The organism is Streptomyces ferrugineus, from assembly GCF_015160855.1.
GTDB lineage: Bacteria > Actinomycetota > Actinomycetes > Streptomycetales > Streptomycetaceae > Streptomyces > Streptomyces ferrugineus.
The window spans coordinates 9,237,910-9,259,707 of the sequence record NZ_CP063373.1; the positions used below are offsets into that span (position 1 = coordinate 9,237,910).

Sequence of the window (21,798 nt, forward strand, 5' to 3'; positions counted from 1 at the left end):
CTGCTCACGCTCCCGTGGCGACGAGGACGGCGGCGACCGCGAGGACGACGGTGCCGGCGAGCAGCGCGCTCACATAGGTCTGCACATTGCCGGTCTGGGCGCGCCGTACGGCGATGCCGAGCCAGCGGGGTAGGGCGCCCGCGCCTCGTACGTAGGTGTCGACGACCTCGCGGTCGAGGAACCGGACGAGACTCGCGCCGCCCTGGACCGGGCGGACGAACAACGCCCGGTAGACGGCATCGAGGTGGAAGCCGACGGCGGCGTGCCGGTGCAGCGGGCCGAGCAGCAGCCGGCCGGGGTCCGCCGGGTCGGGCGCGTAGGCCACTCCCCCGTACACGGGCGCGTGACTGGCGATGGCCTCGGCCTCGACCTGGGCGGCGTCGCCCTCGGGGTGGGCCGCGACCGCACCCAGCGGCACGCGGGCGGCGAGCGAGGTGGTGTGGCGCCAGGCGGCGTAGGTGACGATGCCGCCGACCAGGGCCACGCCCGTGCCGACGACGGAGGTGGTGAGGGTCGGGGTGAGGTCGTCGCCGTCGAACCAGTCGGGGAGCACGCGGTAGGCGAACGCTCCGACGGCGAGGGACGGGGCGGCGAGCACCCACAGCACCACGGTCATGGTCAGCGGCTGCCTGCCGTGGTCGGGGGCCTCGGCGCCCCGGCCGCGGAAGGCCAGCAGCCACAGGCGCATCGCGTACGCGGCGGTGAGCAGGGCCGTGAGCAGGCCGGCGAGGAGGACGAGCCAGCCCGCGGCGCCGGGGGCGTGCTCGGTGCTGCCGGTGGCGACGTGTTCGGCGGCGCCGAGGACGGACTCCTTGGAGAAGAAGCCGCTGAAGGGCGGGATCGCGGCGAGCGCGAGGAGCGCCACGGTCATCGTCCAGTAGGCGTCGGGGACGCGGTCGCGCAGGTGGCTCATGCGGGACATGGCGGCCAGCGAGTTGGTGCCGGCGGCGTGGATGATCACGCCGGCCGCGAGGAACAGCAGCGCCTTGAAGGCGCCGTGCGACAGGAGGTGGAAGACGGCGGCACCGCGGTCGGCGACGGCGAGGGCGCCGGTCATGTAGCCGAGCTGGCCGATCGTCGAGTAGGCGAGGACGCGCTTGATGTCGTCCTGGGCGAGCGCGGCGAGCGCCGAGCCGGCCATGGTGACGGCGGCCATCACGGCGAGGACGATCATCGCGGCCCGGGATGCCTCGAAGACCGGGAGGAGCCGGGCGATGAAGTAGACACCGGCGGCGACCATCGTCGCGGCGTGGATCAGCGCGGAGACGGGCGTCGGGCCCGCCATCGCGTCCGGGAGCCAGGTGTGCAGCGGGAACTGCGCCGACTTGCCCGCAACGCCCGCGAGAAGCAGCAGGGCGATCAGCGTCGGGTGGTCGAGTCCGCCGCTCGCGACGGTGTCGAGGACCTTCGTGATGCGGAACGACCCGGCGTCGGTGGCCAGCGCGAACAGGCCGATGAGGAAAGGGACGTCGCCGAGCTTGGTCACCAGGAAGGCCTTGATGGAGGCGGCGCGGGCCTCCGGGGTCTCCCAGTAGTGGCCGACCAGGAAGTACGAGCAGATGCCCATGATCTCCCAGCCGACCAGCAGCACCATCAGGTCGCCGGAGTAGACGACGAGCAGCATCGCGGAGGTGAACAGGGAGACCAGCGCGGCGTACGACGGGTAGCGCGGGTCCTCGCGCAGATAGCCCGTGGAGTAGATCTGCACGCAGGTGGCGACGACGCCGACGAGTACGGCGACGAGGGCGGCGAAGCCGTCGACGTACAGGGCGAGTTCGATCGGGACCGAGCCGGTGGGCGTCAGTCCGGTGGCGGCGTTGACCGCCTGGTCGCCGCCCTGGCGCACGGCGACCACCGCGGCGAGTACCAGCGAGGCGAATGTCGGCAGTACGGCGAGCGGGCGGACGAAGCCGGGGGCTGTGCGGCCCAGGAGCAGGCCGGCCGCGGCGCCGAGGAACGGAAGGAGGGGGACGAGTACGGCGAGGGTGGTCGTGGTCACGCGGTGGCCTCAGCCTTCTCGCCCTGCGCGGCCGTGAGGGCGTCGCGGTCGGAGCCGTCGGTGTCGGGGCCTTCGGCGGTGTCGCGGAGCTTGTCGATGTCAGAGGTGCCGCGGTTGCGGTGGACGGCGAGGACGATCGCCAGGCCGATGCCGATCTCGGCGGCGGCGATGGTGATGGTGAACAGGGTCAGGGCCTGGCCGGAGTGCAGGGTCTCCACGGCGGCCTTGCTGAGCCAGACGTCGAAGGCGACCAGGTTGAGGTTGACGGCGTTGAGCATCAGCTCGACCGACATCAGGACCAGGATCGCGTTGCGGCGGGCGAGGACGCCGTACAGGCCGGTGCAGAAGAGGAGGGCGGAGAGTACGGCGGGATAGGCGAGATGCATCAGCGGGCGCCTTCCTGCTCGTCCGGACCGGTTCCCTGGACCGGCTCATTTCGCCCGATCGTGTGATTGCGGGAATCCGGGACGGATGGGGAACTGCCGGTCCCGGCTCGGGAGTTCACAGAGGGAGAACTCGACTCGGCCTTCGCCTTGCGGGACAGGACGATCGCGCCTACCAGGGCCGTGAGGAGGAGGACGGAGAGGGCCTCGAAGGGAAGGACCCAGTTCTGGAAGAGGCTCTCGCCGGTGGCCCTGGTGGAGCCGGCGGCGGGGCCGTCGAGGTCGATCCAGGTCGTGCGGAAGGCGTCGACGACCACCCAGACCAGCGTGGCCGCGGCGGCGACGGCGACGGTGAGGGCGATCCAGCGGTTGCCGGAGTCGGCGTCCGGGGAGCGGCCGATGGGGGCCCTGGTGAGCATCAGACCGAACAGAAGGAGGACGACGACGGAGCCCACATAGATGAGGACCTGCACCCAGGCGATGAACTCGGCGGTGAGCAGGAGGTACTCCACGGCGAGGCCACCGAGCGCGACCACCAGCCACAGGGCGGCGTGCACCAGCTGCCGGGTGGTGACGGTGACCAGGGCGGCGCCGAAGGTGACCAGGCCGACGAGGAGGAAGGCGATCTCGACGCCGGTCGGGGAGAGGAAGCCGTGGGTCTCGGCGGCAAGGCTCACGACTCTCCCTCCTGCGGTTCCTGCGCGGCGGCCAGCTTCTCGGCGGTCTTGCGGGCGGCGGCGATCTCCTTGGGCTCCTCCGCGCCGGGGTCCAGCGCGGGCGGGGCCGGGACGGTCCACATCCACTCGCGGAGTTTGTCGCGCTCGTGGGTGAGGTCGCGGATGTCGGTCTCGGCGTACTCGAACTCCGGAGACCAGAACAGGGCGTCGAAAGGACAGACCTCGATGCAGATACCGCAGTACATGCACAGGGAGAAGTCGATGGCGAAGCGGTCGAGGACGTTGCGGCTGCGCTCGCGGCCGCCGGGGGTCACCGCCGGGACGGTCTCCTTGTGGGAGTCGATGTAGATGCACCAGTCCGGGCACTCGCGGGCGCAGAGCATGCAGACCGTGCAGTTCTCCTCGAACAGGCCGATCACGCCACGGGTGCGGGGCGGGAGGTCGGGCTGGGCGTCCGGGTACTGCGCGGTGACGGACCTCTTCGTCATCGTGCGGAGGGTGACGGCCAGGCCCTTGGCGAGGCCGGAGCCGGGGATGGGGGCCATGGTTAGTTGATCACCACCTTGACGATGCCGGTGAGGGCGATCTGGGCGAGAGAGAGGGGGACAAGGCAGGTCCAGGAGAGCTTCTGGAGCTGGTCCTCGCGCAGGCGGGGGTAGGTGACGCGGAGCCAGATCACGATGAAGGCGAGGACGGCCGTCTTCAGCAGGGTCCAGACCCAGCCGAGGCCGTCGGCGCCCCAGGGGCCGTGCCAGCCGCCCAGGAAGAGGACGGTGGTCAGGCCGCACAGGACGATGATTCCGGCGTACTCGGCGAGGAGGAAGAGGGCGAAGCGAAGACCGGTGTACTCGGTGTAGGCGCCGAAGATGATCTCCGAGTCGGCGACGGGCATGTCGAAGGGCGGGCGCTGGAGTTCGGCGAGGCCGGCGACGAAGAAGACGATCGCGCCGACGATCTGCCAGGGCAGCCACCACCACTCGAAGGCGTCGAGGATGCCGGGGAGGGAGACGGTGCCGGCCGCCATCGCCACGGAGGCGGCGGCCAGCAGCATCGGGAGTTCGTAGGCGAGAAGCTGGGCGGCGGTACGCAGTCCGCCGAGGAGGGAGAACTTGTTGGCGGAGGCCCAGCCGGCCATGAGCGAGCCGAGGACGCCGACGCCCATCACGGCGAGTACGAAGAAGATGCCGGCGTCGATGACCGCGCCGACCGCGCCTTCGCTCGGGCCGATGGGGATGGCGAGCAGGACGAGCAGGTAAGGGAGGAGGGCGACGGCCGGGGCGAGCTGGAAGATACGGCGGTCCGCGCCTGCCGGGACGACATCCTCCTTCTGCGCGAACTTCACGCCGTCGGCGACGAGCTGGGCCCAGCCGTGGAAGCCACCGGCGTACATCGGGCCGACGCGGCCCTGCATGTGCGCCATCACCTTGTGCTCGGTCTGACCGATGATCAGAGGGAAGGTGAGGAAGACGACGAAGACGATCAGGAGTCGCAGGGTGACGTCAAGCGCGTCGTTCACTGCGGGCCTCCTGCGGGGTCAGTGCGGTCGTCGTCGGATTCCGGGGACTGGTCGGGGATGACGCCCGGGCCGGCATTCGGCTCGGGGTCTGTGACGGCCGCGTCGCCGGGGGCGGGTTGCTCGGGTGTCGGGTCGGGGTGCGGGCCGGATTGCTCGGGTGCCGGCTCGGGGTGCGGGTCGGGCTCGGCGCGGCGCTCGGCGTCCGGTTCGGCCGCGGCGTCCGGCGCCGGCTCGGCGTCCGGCCGCGGCTCGGCTCGGTGCTCGGGTGCCGGCTCGGCTCGGCGCTCCGGTTCCGGCTCGGCTCGTGGCTTCGGTTCCGGCTCGTCGAAGGCCGGGCGGGCGTGGTGCCACGGGGCGTCCGGGCTGCGGGGAGCTGTGGAGGGCTTCGGGGTGGCCGACGGGGCGGCGGAGGCCGGGGGCGTTGTGGCTTCGTCGCCCGTGGCGGCCGACGGGGCGTCGTTGCCTGCAGCCGTGCCGGACGCCTCCGCGTCGGAAGCCTCCGTGCCGGACGGGGCTGTCCCAGGCGCCGTTGTGTCGGTCGGGGCTGTCCCAGGCGCCGCTGTGCCGGGCGCGGCCGTGCCGGATGCCACGCTGTCCGATGCCTCCGGCGCCGAGGCAGCTGTATCGCCGGCGGCCGTTTCTGGAGTGGCGGCCCTCTGGCTCGCCGAGCCCTCCGATGTGCTGCGGGATCGGCGGGGGCCGGTCGGGGTGGTGTCCGGTGCCGGGCGTTGCGATGCCGAGCCTTCGCTCGCGCTGCGCGCGCGGCGGGTGGGCGGGGTGCTGGGCGCGGGCGTCTCCTGCCCGTCGCCCTCGCCGTCGTTGGTCGTGTCGGCCGGGGCCTCCGCTCGCTGGCTCGCCGAGCCCTCGCTCGCGCTGCGCGCGCGGCGTGGCCCCGTCGGCCTGCCGGATACGGCCGGCGATGTGCCGGTGCCTGCCGGCGCGGTGCCCGTTTCCGGCGAGGTCTCGGCGGCAGCGGCGGTCTCGTCGGCCGCTGCCGAGGCCTCCGCCCCGGAAGCCGCCTGCTGCTGACTGACCGACCCCTCCGCCGCCGTACGGGCACGCCGTACCGCATCCGCCGCAGGAGCCCCACCGGCCGAAGCCTCCGTCTGACTGGCCGAACCCTCGGCGGCCGAACGAGCACGGCCCGGGGCACCGCCCGCCGCCGCTGCACCGCCCGTCGAAGCCTCCGCCTGGCTCGCCGAACCCTCGGCAGCAGTACGCGCGCGACGCGGCGCACCACCCGCTGCCGGAGTCCCGCCCGCCGCAGCCCCGGTCTGGCTCGCCGAACCCTCGGCGGCCGAACGAGCGCGGCCCGGGGCACCGCCCGTCGAAGCCTCCGTCTGGCTGGCCGAACCCTCGGCAGCCGTGCGCGCACGCCGCACCGGGCGTTCTCCCGCTGCGCGTGCCGGGCGCTCCCCGGCTGTGCGTCCCGTGCCTCGGGCCGGGCGGGCCGGGGCAGGGGGGAGTTGGCCCTTCAGGGGGCCCCATTCGTTCGGGTCGGGTACGCCGGGTGGGAGCATCTGGCGGCGCTTGGGGCCGCCGTGTTCGGATTCGCCGGGTTCCTTGGCACCGGGCCAGGCCTTGGCCACGCGGGCGGCGAGGACGAAGTCCTTGCGCAGGGGGTGGCCCTCGAAGTTGTCCGGGAGGAGCAGGTGGTCCAGGGCCGGGTGGTCGGCGAACATCACGCCGAACATCTCGTGCGTCTCGCGCTCGTGCCAGGCCGCGCCCGCGTAGACGCCGACGGCCGAGGGCAGCGTCGGTGCCTCGTGCGGGACCGTCGTACGGACCAGCAGGCGCCGTACCGGTGACAGGGCGGCGACGTGGGCCGCGATGCGGAAGCCCGTGCCCGGTTCGTCGACCGCGCTCAGCCAGTCGAAGTAGGTGCAGCCCAGCTCGTCACGGGCGGCCTGCAGCGCCGCGATCCAGGAGGTCGGGGGTACGTCGACGGTGAGGACGTCGTAGGACTCCTCGGCCGTGGCCTCCGGGCCGAAGAGGTCCTCGACGGGGGCGGGCAGCCAGCCGGTCGTCGTCATCGGTCGGCCTCCCCGGTATCGGTACCGGTACCGGTACCCCGAGCACCGCCGGCCTCCGGCGCCCGGACCAGGCCGCTCTGCAGTGCCGCCGTGGACGGCCGTGTCGTGGCCGTGCCGTAGCGCTCGCCCAGGGACTCCCGCGCGATCTTCTCCTGGAGCTTCAGGATTCCCTGGAGCAGGGCCTCGGGGCGCGGCGGGCAGCCGGGGACGTAGACGTCGACCGGGATGATCTGGTCGACGCCCTTGGTGACGGAGTAGGAGTCCCAGTAGGGGCCGCCGCAGTTGGAGCACGCGCCGAAGGAGATGACGTACTTCGGCTCGGGCATCTGCTCGTACAGGCGCTTCACGGCGGGGGCCATCTTGTCCGTCACTGTGCCCGAGACCACCATCAGGTCGGCCTGGCGGGGGCCCGGCGCGAAGGGGATCACGCCGAGGCGGATGAAGTCGTGGCGGGCCATCGACGCGGCGATGAACTCGATCGCGCAGCAGGCGAGGCCGAAGTTGAAGACCCAGAGGGAGTAGCGCCGGCCCCAGTTGAGGATCACCTTCATGGGCTCGGGCGCGAGGCGGGCCAGCGCGCCCAGCCGCTTCGGCTCCGGCAGCAGAACCGGCTGCTGCCCCTCGGTGTCTGGCGTCACGTCCATGCCAGAACGCCCTTCTTGTATGCGTAGAGCAGGCCGACGGCCAGGAAGCCGAGGAAGACGAACATCTCGACGAGTGTGGTCGCGCCGTAGCCGGGGGCGGCGAAGATCGTCGCCCAGGGGAACAGGAAGATCGAGTCGATGGCGAAGATCACGTACAGGAAGGCGTAGACGTAGTAGCGGACCTGGGTGTGGGCCCAGCCCTCACCGACGGGGTCGACTCCGCACTCGTACGTCATGAGCTTCTCGGGCGTGGGAACGACGGGGCGCAGCAGTCGGCCCGCCCCGAAGGCGACGGCGACGAACAGCATGCCGATAACGGCGAGCAGCCCGACGACCGAGTAGGACTGGAAGTAGTCCGCCGAGACGACGACGTTGTGCACATCCGCCGCGACGACGACGGTCTGTTCCGACACGTCCGTCCCTCGCTCCCTGACCTCGTGACCGATGCCCCAGGAACAGGCCCTGGGACCAGTGTCCTGCGATATGTGAACTCGTGAACACCGCTGTTCGACGATCTGTACGCACGGGAGTCTAGGCCCTGCTAAAGACACCGTAAGCAGCCCGTCACGCGTTGAGATCTCGTCGAGATGCTCAAGGGACACACCGAGGCGTCGCCCGGTCGGGCGCGGGGTGGGGTTTTCCCCCGGAGAGCGCGGCGGTCCGCTCCATGGCGCGGCGGCGCACCGCGCGGCACGCTAGCCCATATGACCGAACGCCCCAGCCCTTCGCGGGACGCCTCCCGGCGGCCCGACGGCGAGAAAGCGCCGCTCGACGGCCGGCAAGCGCCGCTGCCGCCCGCCCGATTCGCCTACGACCGGCACACCTGGAAGGAGATCGCGCACCTCCTGGCGAACCTTCCGCTGTGCCTGCTCGGCTTCACCTACGTCGCGGTGGTGCTGTTCACCGGCGCGATGCTGACGCTGACGGTGATCGGGTTCCCGCTGCTCGCGGCCGGCCTGATGGGCGCGCGGCAGCTGGGCAAGCTGGAGCGGGCACGCGCGCGTGCGCTGCTGGGCGTGGAGGTGGCCGAGCCGAGTCCGCTGCCGTTGCGCGGCGGCAGGGACGGCTTCTTCCCGCAGCTGTGGCAGGCGCTGAAGGACCCGGTCGGCTGGCGCACGATCCTGTACGACTTCATCCGGCTGCCCTGGGGCATCCTCACCTTCGTCATCGCGCTGACCTCGTTGTTCGTGCTGTGGCCGGTGCTGCCGTTCATCGCGCGGGGCCTGGCGAACGCGGACCGGGCGATGGTGCGCGGCCTGCTGTCGCCCTCCGACGAGCTGGAGCGCCGGATCGCCGAGCTGGAGACGGACCGGGGGGTCGTCGTGGACACGGCGGCCGCCGATCTGCGGCGCATCGAACGCGATCTGCACGACGGCGCGCAGGCCCGGCTGGTCAACCTCGCCATGGGGCTGGGCCTGGCCAAGGAGAAGCTCCTGGAGGACCCCGACTCGGCCGCCTCGATGGTCGAGGAGGCGCACGGCGAGGTGAAGCTGGCGCTTCAGGAGCTGCGCGATCTGGCGCGCGGCATCCATCCGGCCGTACTGACGGACCGAGGCCTGGACGCCGCCCTGTCGGCGGTGGCCTCGCGCTGCACGGTGCCGGTGAAGGTGACGGTCGACCTGGTGTCCAGGCCGGTCCAGGCCATCGAGGGCATCGCCTACTTCACCGTCTCCGAGCTGCTGCAGAACGTCAGCAAGCACAGCGGGGCGAAGTCGGCGTCAGTGGACGTGTGGCGGGCGGACGACCGGCTGCTCATCCAGGTGTGGGACGACGGCCGCGGGGGTGCGCGCCTGGACGGCGGTACGGGCATGCGTGGGCTCGCCGACCGGCTGGAGGCCGTGGACGGGCTGTTCGTCATCGAGTCACCGCACGGCGGCCCCACGACCGTGACGGCCGAGCTGCCCTGGCGGGACCGCACGCTCGAGCGGGGGTAGCGCCCGGCCAGGGGTGGGCCCGGGCAGAGGTAGGGCCCGGGCAGGGGTAGGGAAAACCCCCCGTTCAAGACGCCGACGGCCTCCATGTTCCCCGGACCTGCGCTGCAGCAGGGTGGAGATACGACGGCACAGCCCCCGGCGGGGCTGACGGGACGAGGAGAACGGACGACGCCGATGGCCACGGATTACGGACAGGGCTACGGGCAGGGGCTCGACTTCCCAGAGCGCGGCCTTCCCGAGCAGCGCGGCGAGCGACGGCACCGGCTGCCGGCCGGGCTGCGGGCGCCGTTCGAGGCACGTAGCTGGCGCGAGTTCGGGTACGTGCTCCTGAGCTTCCCGATCAGCCTCGTGCTGTTCGTGTACGCCATCACGATGGTGTCGCTGGGCGCCGGCCTGCTGGTGACGTTCCTCGGCATCCCGGTGCTGGCGGCGGCCCTGGCCGGCTGCCGGGGCTTCGGGGCGCTGGAGCGGGCACGCGCGCGTGCGCTGCTGAAGCTGGAGGTGGCCGAGCCGGAGCCGCTGCGGATACGCCGGGGCGGCTTCATGGGGTGGATGGGCGCCGTACTGAAGAGCGGCACCTCGTGGCGGGCCCTGCTGTACGCGGTGCTGCACTTCCCGTGGGCGGTGTTCTCCTTCGTCGTCGCCCTGAACGTGTGGGCCTACGGCTGGGCGCTGCTGACGTACCCGCTGTGGTTCTGGGTCTTCCCGATGTGGGCCGGTCAGGACGGCCTCCAGGTCTTCGGCGACGAGACCCACAGCATCTACCTCGACAACCCCTTCGAGATCACGGTGACCGCCCTGGTGGGCCTGCTGTTCACGCTGGCCACGCCGTGGATCGTGCGGGCGCTGACCATGGTGGACCGGCTGCTGGTGCACGGCCTGCTCGGGCCGACGCGGCTGGCCACGCGCGTGGTGGAGCTGGAGTCCGACCGCGGTGTCGTGGTCGATACGGCCGCTGCCGATCTGCGGCGCATCGAGCGCGACCTGCACGACGGTGCCCAGGCCCGGCTGGTGGCCCTGGCCATGGATCTGGGCCTGGCCAAGGAGAAGCTGGCGGAGGATCCGCAGGCCGCCGCGCGCATGGTGGACGAGGCGCACGGCGAGGTGAAGACGGCGCTTCAGGAGCTGCGCGATCTGGCGCGCGGCATCCATCCGGCGGTCCTGACCGACCGCGGTCTGGACGCGGCGCTGTCGGCCGTGGCCTCGCGGTGCACGGTGCCGGTGGAGGTCCAGGTCGACCTGGAGGAGCGGCCGGTGCCGGCGATCGAGGGGATCGCGTACTTCACGGTGTCGGAGCTGCTGCAGAACATCAGCAAGCACTCGCGGGCCACCTGGGCGGCCGTGGACGTGTGGCGGGTGGAGAACCGGCTGATGCTGCAGGTCGTGGACAACGGGATCGGCGGTGCGGACACCTCCGCCGGTTCGGGGCTCGCGGGGCTGGCCGGGCGACTGGACGCGGTGGACGGGATTCTGGTGGTGGACTCGCCGGTCGGAGGGCCGACGCGGGTGACGGCGGAGCTGCCCTGGCGGACCGTGTAGTTCGGGTAGTTCGGGCGGGCCGTTCGGCCCACCGAGGGTGGGATCCGGCTCCGGTTGGTCCGGAGCCGGATTGCCGTCTGCCGGTTTCCACCCGCCGGTTTGCCGTCTGCCGGTTTCCGCCCGCGGGTTTCCGCCCATCGGTTTCCATGTGCCGACTCCCACCTGCCGGATCCTGCATACCGAACCATGCCGGGGCCGTGCCGGGGCCGTGCCGGATCCCGGGTGCCGAACTGTTTGTCGAATCCGTCTGTCGAATCCGTCTCGAATTGCTGATTGCTGAATTGCCGAATCCGCTTGTGCGCAAGCACTCCCTGAGCGCTTCACGACCATGCGCCCCTAAAGTCGCCCCTTCGTCCCCACACGATCCGAACCGGATCCGGCAGGTTATCCACAGGCCCGGTGCGGAAGAGCCGATCGCGAGATACTGAGATCGCGAGGGACGACAGGGCCGGGGGACGCTCGGCCGAATGCCAAGGCTCGGGGGGCCGAGGATCGTGGAGGACAGGGTGCGGGTGGTCATCGCCGAGGACTCGGTGCTGCTCAGGGAGGGGCTGACCCGGCTGTTGACCGACCGTGGACATGAGGTCGTCGCGGGGGTCGGGGACGGCGACGCGCTGGTCAAGACCATCGCGGAGCTGGACGGACAGGGCGAGCTGCCGGACGTGGTGGTCGCGGACGTGAGGATGCCGCCGACGCATACCGACGAGGGAGTGCGGGCGGCCGTGCTGCTGCGCAAGTCACACCCCGGCCTCGGGGTACTCGTGCTGTCGCAGTACGTGGAGGAGCGGTACGCCACGGAGCTGCTGGCCGGTTCCAGCCACGGGGTCGGCTATCTGCTGAAGGACCGCGTGGCGGAGGTCCGGGAATTCGTGGACGCGGTGGTGCGCGTCGCCCAGGGGGGTACGGCCCTCGACCCGGAGGTCGTCGCCCAGCTGCTGGGCCGCAGCCGTAAGCAGGACGTGCTCGCGGGGCTCACCCCACGGGAGCGGGAGGTCCTGGGGCTGATGGCCGAAGGGCGGACCAACTCGGCCATCGCCCGGCAGCTCGTGGTGAGCGACGGCGCCGTGGAGAAGCACGTCAGCAACATCTTCCTCAAGCTCGGGCTGTCCCAGAGCGACGGGGATCACCGGCGTGTGCTCGCGGTTCTCACCTACCTGAACTCCTGATGGAGCGACACCGTGTCAGTGAAGTGGGTGACCGGTCCCGCGGCATCCACCGGGCGGGCGCGAGCACGGCAACCGAAGAAAGAACAGGGAGCGTCTTTCAAAGCAGCGCCGGGGGGCGTGTATTCATGACAACTCAGGGTGGCGAAGCGTCTCAAATCCATGTCCGTCATGCGAATGGCCCGGGGAGGGCGACCTTTGCGGACGTAGGGTTGATCCTGGGAAGGCTTGCGGGAAGGCCATGCCCAGACAGCCGCCTCGAAGGAGGTCCAGTTCAGTGACCAGCCAGGTCAGTAGCCCAGCGGAGCAGGCCGACGAAGCCGTCGTGGGAGAGCAGCGCAAACCGGCAGGGACAAAGGATGTCCGCCGGCTGGACCGAGTGATCATTCGTTTCGCGGGGGACTCGGGCGACGGTATGCAGCTCACCGGCGACCGTTTCACGTCGGAGACGGCGTCCTTCGGCAATGACCTGTCGACGCTGCCGAACTTCCCCGCGGAGATCCGTGCTCCCGCCGGGACCCTGCCGGGTGTGTCCTCCTTCCAGCTGCACTTCGCCGACCACGACATCCTCACGCCGGGCGATGCGCCGAACGTGCTGGTGGCGATGAACCCGGCGGCGCTGAAGGCGAACATCGGGGATCTGCCGCGGGGTGCGGAGATCATCGTCAACACGGACGAGTTCACCAAGCGGGCGATGCAGAAGGTGGGCTATGCCACCTCGCCGCTGGAGGACGGCTCGCTGGACGGCTACAGCCTGCATCCGGTGCCGCTGACGACGCTGACGGTGCAGGCGCTGAAGGGGTTCGACCTGACGCGCAAGGAGGCCGAGCGCAGTAAGAACATGTTCGCGCTGGGTCTGCTGTCGTGGATGTACCACCGGCCGACGGAGGGCACGGAGAAGTTCCTGACGTCGAAGTTCGCCAGGAAGCCCGATATCGCGGCGGCGAACATCGCGGCGTTCCGGGCGGGCTGGAACTTCGGGGAGACGACCGAGGACTTCGCGGTCTCCTATGAGATCGCACCGGCGACGACGGCGTTCCCGGTGGGCACCTACCGGAACATCTCCGGGAATCTGGCCCTGTCCTACGGTCTGATCGCCGCGTCCCGGCAGGCGGACCTGCCGTTGTATCTGGGCTCGTATCCGATCACTCCGGCCTCGGACATCCTGCACGAGCTGAGCCGGCACAAGAACTTCGGGGTGCGCACCTTCCAGGCCGAGGACGAGATCGCCGGAATCGGTGCGGCGCTGGGGGCGGCCTTCGGCGGGTCGCTGGCGGTGACCACGACGTCCGGCCCGGGTGTGGCGTTGAAGTCGGAGACCGTCGGGCTGGCGGTCTCGCTCGAGCTGCCGCTGCTGGTGATCGACATCCAGCGCGGCGGGCCGTCGACGGGGCTGCCGACCAAGACCGAGCAGGCGGACCTGCTGCAGGCGATGTTCGGCCGCAACGGGGAGGCGCCGGTACCGGTGGTGGCCCCGTGCACGCCGGCGGACTGTTTCGACGCGGCGCTGGAGGCGGCGCGGATCGCGCTGACCTACCGCACGCCGGTGATGCTGCTCTCCGACGGCTATCTGGCCAACGGCTCCGAGCCGTGGCGGATCCCCGAGCTGGATGAGCTGCCGGACCTGACCGTGCAGTTCGCCCAGGGGCCGAACCACACCCTGGAGGACGGCAGCGAGGTGTTCTGGCCGTACAAGCGGGATGCGCACACCCTGGCCCGGCCGTGGGCGGTTCCGGGCACGCCGGGGCTGGAGCACCGCATCGGCGGGATCGAGAAGGAGGACGGCACGGGCAACATCTCCTACGCGCCGGCCAACCACGACTTCATGGTGCGGACCCGGCAGGCCAAGATCGACGGTATCGAGGTGCCGGATCTCGAGGTGGACGATCCGCACGGGGCGACGACGCTGGTGCTGGGGTGGGGGTCGACGTACGGGCCGATCACGGCCGCGGTCCGTCGGCTGCACACCGCCGGTGAGTCGATCGCGCAGGCTCATCTGCGGCATCTGAATCCGTTCCCGCGCAACCTGGGCGTGGTACTCGGCGGCTACGACAAGGTGGTGATCCCCGAGATGAACCTCGGCCAGCTCGCCACCCTCATCCGGGCGAAGTACCTGGTGGACGCACACTCGTACAACCAGGTCAACGGCATGCCGTTCAAAGCGGAACAGCTTGCCAAGGCTCTCAAGGAGGCCATCGATGCCTGAGACGTCCGCGGAAGGCACGGGCACGATCGAGGCACTCTCGCTCGTCCCCAAGGCCGAGGCCCGCCAGTCCATGAAGGACTTCAAGTCCGATCAGGAAGTGCGCTGGTGCCCCGGCTGCGGTGACTACGCGATCCTGGCCGCGGTGCAGGGCTTCATGCCGGAGCTGGGACTGGCCAAGGAGAACATCGTCTTCGTCTCGGGCATCGGCTGCTCCTCCCGCTTCCCGTACTACATGAACACCTACGGCATGCACTCCATCCACGGCCGCGCCCCCGCCATCGCGACCGGCCTGGCCACCTCACGCCGCGATCTGAGCGTCTGGGTGGTCACCGGTGACGGAGACGCCCTGTCGATCGGCGGCAACCACCTCATCCACGCCCTGCGCCGCAACGTGAACCTGAAGATCCTGCTGTTCAACAACCGGATCTACGGCCTGACCAAGGGCCAGTACTCCCCGACCTCCGAGGTCGGCAAGATCACCAAGTCGACGCCGATGGGCTCGCTGGACGCACCCTTCAACCCGGTCTCCCTCGCCATCGGCGCGGAGGCGTCCTTCGTGGCCCGCACCGTCGACTCCGACCGCAAGCACCTCACCCAGGTGCTGCGCGAGGCGGCCGCCCACCAGGGCACCGCACTGATCGAGATCTACCAGAACTGCAACATCTTCAACGACGGCGCCTTCGAGGTCCTCAAGGACAAGCAGCAGGCCGAGGAGGCGGTGATCCGCCTGGAACACGGACAGCCCATCCGCTTCGGCGCCGACGGCAACCGCGGCGTCGTACGCGACACCCGGACCGGCGACCTGAAGGTGGTGACGGTCACCCCGGACAACGAGGCGCAGATCCTGGTCCACGACGCCCACTCCGCGTCCCCGACCACCGCCTTCGCCCTGTCCCGGCTGGCCGACCCGGACACCCTGCACCACACCCCGATCGGCGTGTTCCGCTCGGTGGACCGGCCGGTGTACGACACCCAGATGGCCGACCAGCTGGACACCGCGATCGAGCAGAACGGCAAGGGAGACCTGGCGGCACTGCTGGCGGGTGGAGACACCTGGACGGTCGTGGGCTGACCGGCGTTCGAGCGGCGGGAACGGAATTGAGGGCCTGGGTGCCGCGCGGCACCCAGGCCCCCGACGTCAGGCGTCAGGTGTCAGGCGTCGAAGATATCGGGGCAGGTCGCACCGGAATTGCTCCCCGGTAGGCGCGGGGAGTCTCCCGGACGGCGGACGATGCGGACCGACAACGGGTCCATGAGATCCGGGCTCCCCTCAGTGACGTGGTGACTCGGAATCGGAGTCAGGGCCTACGACCCACCATTCCTCCAGATCGTCCAGCCGTTCGTCCATGACGGCATCGACGGCCCTGCCGACTCTCGCCTCGAAGGACTCCGGCGGCAGGTGTTCCCGGGCCCAGGCCGTCCGTTGCCAGTACTCCGCGAAGATGGCGTTGCCCCGCAGTACCTTCAGGTGCCCGAGGAGTTCGCTCCGGTCGATGATCCCGACGCGGTGGGTCAGCAGAATGAGCCCGTACTGCGCATTGGCGTTCAGCAGCTGGCGGCGCTTGTCCTCGGTCAGGTCGGGCCAGCCGCTCAGGGTCTCGGCCAGCACCGGATCGTCCATCGCACGGGTCAGCTGCGCCAGGAAGAGGCTCTGCAGCCGGATCGCGTTCGCCCGGTGCAGTTCGTCGGCGATCCGTTGGTACCCGTCCGCCATGCGGCCGAACTGCTGGACAGCCTGTTGAAGCAGTTCCAGCATCGGCTCCGACTGGTTCGGCACCGTCATGCCCCTCTCCCCCGATCCGCCAGCCACCGTCGCATCACGCATCCAGAGTGCAAGCCGGCGCGGGAAGCGGAAAGGGGGCGGTCAAGCCCGGCGCTTCGCCGCGTCATACGCCTCCCGCGCCTTCTGCACCTCCCCCATCCGCTCCTCGGTCCACAGCGCCAGCCCCCGCACCTGCTGCGCCGCCTCGCGGCCCAGGTCGGTCAGGGAGTAGTCGACCCTCGGGGGGATCACCGGCTTGGCGTCGCGGTGGACCAGGCCGTCGCGCTCCAGGGTCTGGAGGGTCTGGGTCAGCATCTTCTCGCTGACCCGGCCGATCGCACGGCGCAGTTCGCTGAAGCGGTAGGGGCGCTCCAGCAACTCGATCAGGACCAGGACGCCCCAGCGGCTGGTGACGTGCTCAAGGACCAGTCGGTACGGGCACATCTGCTCGCCGACGCCGATGTCGTACCTGCTCGTCGTCGCGCTCACCGCGTCACTTACTGCCATATCAGTACCTTACTTCAAAGTGGGTACTTTCGTTCAGTAAGCGCATCCCCTAGGGTTAGTGCCAACGCACCCACAAGGAGTTCTGATCATGAGCATCGTCGTCACCGGAGCCACCGGACACCTGGGCCGCCACGTCGTGGAGCAGCTACTGGAGAAGGTCCCGGCGGGCCAGGTGACCGCCGTCGTCCGCACCCCCGAGAAGGCCGCCGACCTCGCCGAGCGCGGCGTGAAGATCGCCGTCGCCGACTACAACGCCCCCGAGACCTTCGACGGGCTCCTCGCGGCCGGCGACAAGGTGCTGCTCATATCCGGCAACGAGTTCGACAAGGGCCGCGTCGGCCAGCACCAGGTCGTCATCGACGCCGCCAAGGCAGCCGGCGTCGCCCTGCTCGCGTACACCAGCGCGCCCGGCGCCCTGACCGCCGCCCTCGCCGACGACCACCGCGGCACCGAGAAGGCGCTCCTGGAGTCCGGCCTGCCCTACACGCTGCTGCGCAACGGCTGGTACCACGAGAACTACACCGAGAACCTCGCCCCGGTCCTGCAGTACAACGCGGTCACCCACGCCGCCGGCGAGGGCCGCGTCTCCTCCGCCTCCCGCGCCGACTACGCCGCCGCCGCGGTCGCCGTACTGACCGGCGAGGGCCACGAGAACAAGACGTACGAGCTGGGCGGCGACGTCGCCTGGAGCTTCGCCGAGTACGCGGCCGAGCTGAGCCGGCAGACCGGCAAGGAGATCGCCGAGAACCCGGTCACCGTCGAGGCGTACACCGGAATCCTGGTCGGCGCCGGGCTGCCGGAGCCGGTCGCCGCGATCCTCGCCGGTGTGGACGCCTCCGTGGCGCAGGGCGAGCTGGTCGTGGACAGCGGGGACCTGTCCCGCTTGGTCGGACGGCCGACCACGCCGCTGGCCGACGCGGTCGCGGCCGCACTCAAGGGCTGAGGTTCCCCGGCCCCGCCCCCGACCTCCCGACCCCCGCCCTCCCGGCCCTCACCCCCGCCCTCCCGGCCCGGGCTCCCGTCGACCCCCGCCTGTCATGACCGTATGCCGATACGGGCATGACAGGCGGGGGCGTTCGGCGTTACCTTCGTGCGAGCCGACGTAAGGACGCGGCCGCATGAGGGTGCTGAGGAGGGGCCGTGACCGGGAAGTCCAGGGGTGAGCGGCGGATAGGTCTGCTGAACGGCTTCGCGGCGTACGGCATGTGGGGGCTGGTCCCCCTCTTCTGGCCGCTGCTGAAGCCCGCCGGGGCGGTCGAGATCCTGGCCCACCGGATGGCCTGGTCCCTCGTCTTCGTGGCGGTCGCGCTGGTCGTCGTGCGCCGCTGGGCCTGGGCGGGTGAGCTGATACGGCAGCCCCGGCGGCTGGCGCTGGTCGCCGTGGCCGCCGGCGTGATCACCGTCAACTGGGGCGTCTACATCTGGTCCGTGAACACGGGCCATGTGGTGGAGGCCTCGCTCGGGTACTTCATCAACCCCCTCGTCACGATCGCGATGGGCGTGCTGCTCCTCAAGGAGCGGCTGCGGCCCGTGCAGTGGGCGGCGGTCGCGATCGGCTTCGCGGCCGTGGTCGTACTGACCGTGGGGTACGGCCAGCCGCCGTGGATCTCTCTCGTCCTCGCGTTCTCCTTCGCCACGTACGGGCTGGTCAAGAAGAAGGTCAACCTCGGCGGCGTCGAGTCGCTGGCCGTGGAGACCGCGATCCAGTTCCTGCCCGCCGTGGCGTATCTGGTCTGGTTGACGGCACAGGGGGAGTCGACGTTCACGTCGGAGGGGCCCGGGCACGTGGCGCTGCTCGCGGCCGCCGGAGTCGTCACCGCCCTGCCACTGGTCTGCTTCGGCGCGGCCGCGATACGGGTGCCGCTGTCGACGCTGGGGCTGCTCCAGTACCTGACGCCGGTCTTCCAGTTCCTGCTCGGGGTCCTGTACTTCCACGAGGCGATGCCGGCCGAGCGGTGGGCCGGGTTCGCGCTGGTGTGGCTGGCGTTGTCGCTGCTGACGGCGGATGCGTGGCGCTCCGCTCGGCGGAGCAGGGTGGCCGAGCTCAACGTGGAGCGGGTCGAGAAGCCGGCCTCCGCCGCAGTGGATGCCTGATCTGGGGGCTGCCGCTCCCAGGCCCCGCTCCGGCCCCGAAAGGGCCTCGTCCTCAGACGCCGGACGGGCTGATGCATGCCGACCGGCGATTCCCGTTGCGGCCCACTCCCCCACCCCCATATGAGTGGTCGCATGACACAGGAACCCGGCACCACCCCAACACCCCTTCACTGGAAGGTCGTCATCGACTGCGCCGACCCCCAGTCCCAGGCCGACTTCTGGGCCGCCGCGCTGCACTACGAGGTCGAGGACAACAACGCCCTCATCGAGCGGCTCCTGGAACTCGGCGCACTGCCGCGGGAGGCCACCGTCGAGTTCCACGCCCGGCTCGCCTTCCGGGACCTGGTGGCCGTACGGCATCCGGACGACCCGTACGACAAGGACACCGGCACAGGGCTCGGGCGGCGGCTGCTGTTCCAGCGGGTGCCGGAGGAGAAGACCGTCAAGAACCGGCTGCATCTCGATCTGCACGCGGCGGTCGGCGAGCGCGAGGCCGAGGTCGAGCGACTGGAGGGGCTGGGGGCGAGTGTGCTGCGGCGAGTCAGGGAGCCGTCCGGGGAGTGGGCGCTGATGGCCGACCCGGAAGGGAACGAGTTCTGCGTGCAGTGACGGCCGGACAGGGTTTCACACGGGTTTCCACACAGGGTTTTCACTATTCGAACTCCGCGTCCGAATAGGACTCTTGACGGAGAGTCAGGCTCACCCTCACCATCCAGGCACCCCATTCACCGTGGAACTCCTGTGGCCACCCCACAGAGTTCCGCCTGGAAGTCGGAGCCCCCCACATGAAGCTCCCCGTCTCCTGGCGTGCGTCGGCGGCCGCCACAGTCGCGGCCGCCACACTGCTGACCGGCGGTTCCATAGCCGACGCGGCGACCGCGACCGATGTCGAGGCCGCCGCCGCACCCGACATACCCGTGGCGAACGTCAAGGCCCACCTCACCCAGCTCCAGTCGATCGCCACCGCCAACGGCGGCAACCGCGCCCACGGCCGCCCCGGCTACAAGGCCTCCCTCGACTATGTGAAGGCCAAGCTGGACGCCGCCGGATACACCACTAGCGTCCGGCAGTTCACGTCCTCGGGCCGCACCGGCTACAACCTGATCGCCGACTGGCCCGGCGGCGACGCCAACCAGGTCGTCATGGCCGGCTCGCACCTCGACAGCGTCTCCTCCGGCCCCGGCATCAACGACAACGGCTCCGGCTCGGCCGCGGTCCTGGAGACCGCGCTCGCCGTGGCGCGGGCCGGCTATCAGCCCACCAAGCATCTGCGGTTCGCCTGGTGGGGCGCGGAGGAGCTGGGGCTCGTCGGCTCCCGCCACTACGTCAACAACCTCTCCGCCACCGACCGCGCGAAGATCAGCGGCTATCTGAACTTCGACATGATCGGCTCGCCCAACCCCGGCTACTTCGTCTACGACGACGACCCCGCCATCGAGAAGACCTTCAAGGACTACTACGCCGCACTGGGCGTCCCGACCGAGATCGAGACCGAGGGCGACGGCCGCTCCGACCACGCGCCGTTCAAGAGCGCGGGCGTGCCGGTGGGCGGGCTGTTCACGGGGGCGAGCCGCACGAAGACGGCGGCGCAGGCGGCCAAGTGGGGCGGCACGTCCGGGCGGTCCTTCGACCGCTGCTACCACTCGTCCTGCGACACCACGTCCAACATCAACGACACCGCCCTCGACCGCAACAGCGACGCCGTCGCGCACGCGGTGTGGGAGCTGTCGGAGTAGTCACCCCGACTCAGCTCCTGGGCGGTTCGGCCGGCTCAGCTCCTGGGCGGTTCGGCCGGCTTGGCGGCTCGGGCGGAGAGGCGGTCCATGCGGGCACGGGCCGACTCCAGTTCCTCGACGTCGTCGGCGGCCGGACCGCCCTCGGCCGCGAGCTGGTCCCACAGGCCGAGCAGATCCCGGCCCAGGTACAGCCCGAGCGAAGGGTCGCGCACGGCGCGCCAGGCCGTGGCCGCGCCGTGCAGGCTGCCGTACGCCGCCTCCGCGTCGTGGGCGCGGTGGTGCCGGCGCGCCACGTCCAGGGAGAGGGCGAAGGCCCGCTCCGGGTCGCCCGCCAAGTAGGCGATGTAGGCGGAGAGTTCACGGATCCGGAGCACCTCGGGGTGCTCCGGCCCCAGCACCGCCGACGCCTCCGCCACGGTCCGCTCCGCGAGCAGAGCCGCCTCCTGCGTCCGTCCCGCCCGCACGGCGTCGTTGATCCGCGCGCTCGCCTCCGCGAAGGGGGAGGCGTCGGTGGTGGCGGGCGGCGGGTCACCGAGGACCGCTTCGGCCACCGCGTCGAAGCCGCGGGGTGGGGTGGGTTTGGGGTCGGGGTCGACCACGGGGTCGGGGGCAGGCACGGGGTCCGGCCGGGAGCCGGGTACCGCGTCCGCGGCACGGACGGGGATCGGGGCGGGGGCGGAGAGCGGGATGGGGTCGGTGGGCGTGTACGCGGTGGGTTCGCGCGGCGCGTCCGACGGCTGATCGGCCTCCGGTACGGCGGGGTCCGGGAGACCGGCTCGCGGTACGTCGTCCAGCGGGACAGCGTCCTGCGGCAGATCGGCCTCGGGTACGGCGTCCTGCCGTACGGCGTCCTGCCCTACGGCGTCCTGCCCTACGGCCTTCTGCGGTACGGCATGCGGCGGTACGGCATTCGGCGGTACGGCATTCGGCGGCGCGGCATTCGGCGGTGCGTCGGACGGCTCCGGGCCCGCGTCCATGCGTGGCGGTGGGCCGAACTCCCCCAGCGGCGGCGCGACCGTGCCGGGCGCGGCGTCCCGCACCGGCTCGGGCAGGGGGCGCAGCCGGAAGGTGGGCGAGGCCTCCTGTGCCGGGTCCGGGTCCAGGTCCAGGTTCGGGTCCGTCAGCGGGCGAAGGATCTGGGTGGGGCTGTCCCGATACGGCGTCGCGTCCGGTGCGGGGTCGCCCGCTGCGGGAGCGGGCGCCGCAGGGGCGGGCTGCTCCGTCGACGGCACCGTCTCCCCCGCCGGAGCCGTCCGCACCGGCTCGGCGGTGAAGTGGCTGGAACCGTCCTGCTCGACCAGCAGCGGGACGACGTACCCGATGCGCTCGTCGTGGACGGTGGCGTGCACGGCGTGGCCGCCGGCGAGGGCGATGCGCTGGAGGTGGGTCAGCACGACCTGCTGGATCTCCTCGCCGGGCGCCGCGGTGACGGGCACCCCGCCGATCGACGCGCCGCCCGCGCCCGGACCGGCGACGGGGACGTGCACGTCGATCGGCGCGGCCACGGGGGCCGCCGCGGCGGCGCGTTTCTGTTCCCGCTTCTTCGCGCGGCTCAGTCGAGGCATCGCTTCCCTCACTCGCATGCGTCGGGGAGTGCGCGGACGG

General features: G+C 71.1%; 20 protein-coding genes. 9 read left to right on the forward strand and 11 right to left on the reverse strand.

Annotation, left to right across the window (positions count from 1 at the left end):
- Window positions 1-4 precede the first annotated feature (4 nt).
- From IM697_RS40990 to IM697_RS41025, 8 genes are read right to left on the reverse strand one after another with little or no spacing between them, the layout of a single operon-like run.
- Window positions 5-1,999: an NADH-quinone oxidoreductase subunit 5 family protein gene (locus tag IM697_RS40990; RefSeq protein ID WP_194042072.1), complete on the reverse strand. Its 1,995-nt coding sequence runs from the start codon at window positions 1,997-1,999 to the stop codon at window positions 5-7.
- Window positions 1,996-2,385, reverse strand: coding sequence for an NADH-quinone oxidoreductase subunit NuoK (gene nuoK, locus IM697_RS40995; RefSeq protein ID WP_194042074.1), 390 nt, complete (start codon window positions 2,383-2,385; stop codon window positions 1,996-1,998). Before nuoK ends, IM697_RS40990 begins: the two co-directional genes overlap by 4 nt.
- Complete coding sequence (locus tag IM697_RS41000; RefSeq protein ID WP_194042076.1) at window positions 2,385-3,059, reverse strand: NADH-quinone oxidoreductase subunit J family protein; 675 nt, start codon at window positions 3,057-3,059, stop codon at window positions 2,385-2,387. The genes nuoK and IM697_RS41000 overlap by 1 nt, the downstream gene beginning before the upstream one ends.
- Complete coding sequence (locus IM697_RS41005; protein WP_194042078.1) at window positions 3,056-3,604, reverse strand: NuoI/complex I 23 kDa subunit family protein; 549 nt, start codon at window positions 3,602-3,604, stop codon at window positions 3,056-3,058. Before IM697_RS41005 ends, IM697_RS41000 begins: the two co-directional genes overlap by 4 nt.
- 2 nt (window positions 3,605-3,606) lie before the next feature.
- On the reverse strand, window positions 3,607-4,575 hold the full coding sequence (locus tag IM697_RS41010) for a complex I subunit 1/NuoH family protein (RefSeq protein ID WP_194042080.1): 969 nt from the start codon (window positions 4,573-4,575) through the stop codon (window positions 3,607-3,609).
- On the reverse strand, window positions 4,572-6,608 hold the full coding sequence (locus IM697_RS41015) for an NADH-quinone oxidoreductase subunit C (RefSeq protein WP_194042082.1): 2,037 nt from the start codon (window positions 6,606-6,608) through the stop codon (window positions 4,572-4,574). Before IM697_RS41015 ends, IM697_RS41010 begins: the two co-directional genes overlap by 4 nt.
- Window positions 6,605-7,252 carry an NADH-quinone oxidoreductase subunit B gene (locus IM697_RS41020; RefSeq protein WP_194042084.1) on the reverse strand — a complete coding sequence of 216 codons (648 nt, stop codon included), beginning with the start codon at window positions 7,250-7,252 and terminating at the stop codon, window positions 6,605-6,607. The genes IM697_RS41015 and IM697_RS41020 overlap by 4 nt, the downstream gene beginning before the upstream one ends.
- On the reverse strand, window positions 7,243-7,665 hold the full coding sequence (locus IM697_RS41025) for an NADH-quinone oxidoreductase subunit A (protein ID WP_194042086.1): 423 nt from the start codon (window positions 7,663-7,665) through the stop codon (window positions 7,243-7,245). The genes IM697_RS41020 and IM697_RS41025 overlap by 10 nt, the downstream gene beginning before the upstream one ends.
- 291 nt (window positions 7,666-7,956) lie before the next feature.
- On the opposite strand from IM697_RS41025, the gene IM697_RS41030 reads away from it, so the two are divergent.
- The 5 genes from IM697_RS41030 to IM697_RS41050 all read left to right on the forward strand — a co-directional run bounded on the left by IM697_RS41030 (window position 7,957) and on the right by IM697_RS41050 (window position 15,166).
- A complete protein-coding gene (locus IM697_RS41030; protein WP_194042088.1) occupies window positions 7,957-9,186 on the forward strand; it encodes a sensor histidine kinase in 1,230 nt (409 codons plus the stop codon).
- Between the two features lie 174 nt (window positions 9,187-9,360).
- The gene (locus IM697_RS41035; RefSeq protein ID WP_194042090.1) at window positions 9,361-10,725 is read left to right on the forward strand and encodes a sensor histidine kinase; all 1,365 of its coding nucleotides are present in this window, start codon (window positions 9,361-9,363) and stop codon (window positions 10,723-10,725) included.
- Window positions 10,726-11,192: 467 nt separating this feature from the next.
- A complete protein-coding gene (locus IM697_RS41040) occupies window positions 11,193-11,891 on the forward strand; it encodes a response regulator transcription factor (RefSeq protein ID WP_322734540.1) in 699 nt (232 codons plus the stop codon).
- Between the two features lie 274 nt (window positions 11,892-12,165).
- Window positions 12,166-14,094 (forward strand): 2-oxoacid:acceptor oxidoreductase subunit alpha, encoded by a 1,929-nt coding sequence (locus tag IM697_RS41045; protein WP_194042093.1) that lies wholly within the window; start codon window positions 12,166-12,168, stop codon window positions 14,092-14,094.
- Window positions 14,087-15,166, forward strand: coding sequence for a 2-oxoacid:ferredoxin oxidoreductase subunit beta (locus IM697_RS41050; protein ID WP_194042095.1), 1,080 nt, complete (start codon window positions 14,087-14,089; stop codon window positions 15,164-15,166). Before IM697_RS41045 ends, IM697_RS41050 begins: the two co-directional genes overlap by 8 nt.
- 198 nt (window positions 15,167-15,364) lie before the next feature.
- Here the strand turns inward: IM697_RS41050 and IM697_RS41055 are convergent, their stop codons facing one another.
- On the reverse strand, window positions 15,365-15,877 hold the full coding sequence (locus IM697_RS41055) for a DUF6082 family protein (RefSeq protein ID WP_194042097.1): 513 nt from the start codon (window positions 15,875-15,877) through the stop codon (window positions 15,365-15,367).
- Between the two features lie 81 nt (window positions 15,878-15,958).
- Entirely contained in the window at window positions 15,959-16,363 is a 405-nt protein-coding gene (locus tag IM697_RS41060) for a winged helix-turn-helix transcriptional regulator (protein ID WP_194042099.1), read from the reverse strand.
- Window positions 16,364-16,451: 88 nt separating this feature from the next.
- Here IM697_RS41060 and IM697_RS41065 point away from each other — a divergent pair, with 88 nt between their 5' ends.
- The 4 genes from IM697_RS41065 to IM697_RS41080 all read left to right on the forward strand — a co-directional run bounded on the left by IM697_RS41065 (window position 16,452) and on the right by IM697_RS41080 (window position 20,193).
- On the forward strand, window positions 16,452-17,306 hold the full coding sequence (locus IM697_RS41065; protein WP_194042101.1) for an SDR family oxidoreductase: 855 nt from the start codon (window positions 16,452-16,454) through the stop codon (window positions 17,304-17,306).
- 197 nt (window positions 17,307-17,503) lie between these two features.
- A complete protein-coding gene (gene rarD / locus IM697_RS41070) occupies window positions 17,504-18,457 on the forward strand; it encodes an EamA family transporter RarD (RefSeq protein WP_194042103.1) in 954 nt (317 codons plus the stop codon).
- Between the two features lie 132 nt (window positions 18,458-18,589).
- On the forward strand, window positions 18,590-19,066 hold the full coding sequence (locus IM697_RS41075; RefSeq protein WP_194042105.1) for a VOC family protein: 477 nt from the start codon (window positions 18,590-18,592) through the stop codon (window positions 19,064-19,066).
- A gap of 176 nt (window positions 19,067-19,242) precedes the next feature.
- Window positions 19,243-20,193, forward strand: a complete 951-nt coding sequence (locus tag IM697_RS41080) for a M28 family metallopeptidase (protein ID WP_194042107.1) — start codon at window positions 19,243-19,245, stop codon at window positions 20,191-20,193.
- Between the two features lie 35 nt (window positions 20,194-20,228).
- On the opposite strand, the gene IM697_RS41085 is transcribed toward IM697_RS41080, so the two are convergent.
- The gene (locus tag IM697_RS41085; protein ID WP_194042109.1) at window positions 20,229-21,758 is read right to left on the reverse strand and encodes a tetratricopeptide repeat protein; all 1,530 of its coding nucleotides are present in this window, start codon (window positions 21,756-21,758) and stop codon (window positions 20,229-20,231) included.
- Between the last annotated feature and the right edge of the window lie 40 nt (window positions 21,759-21,798).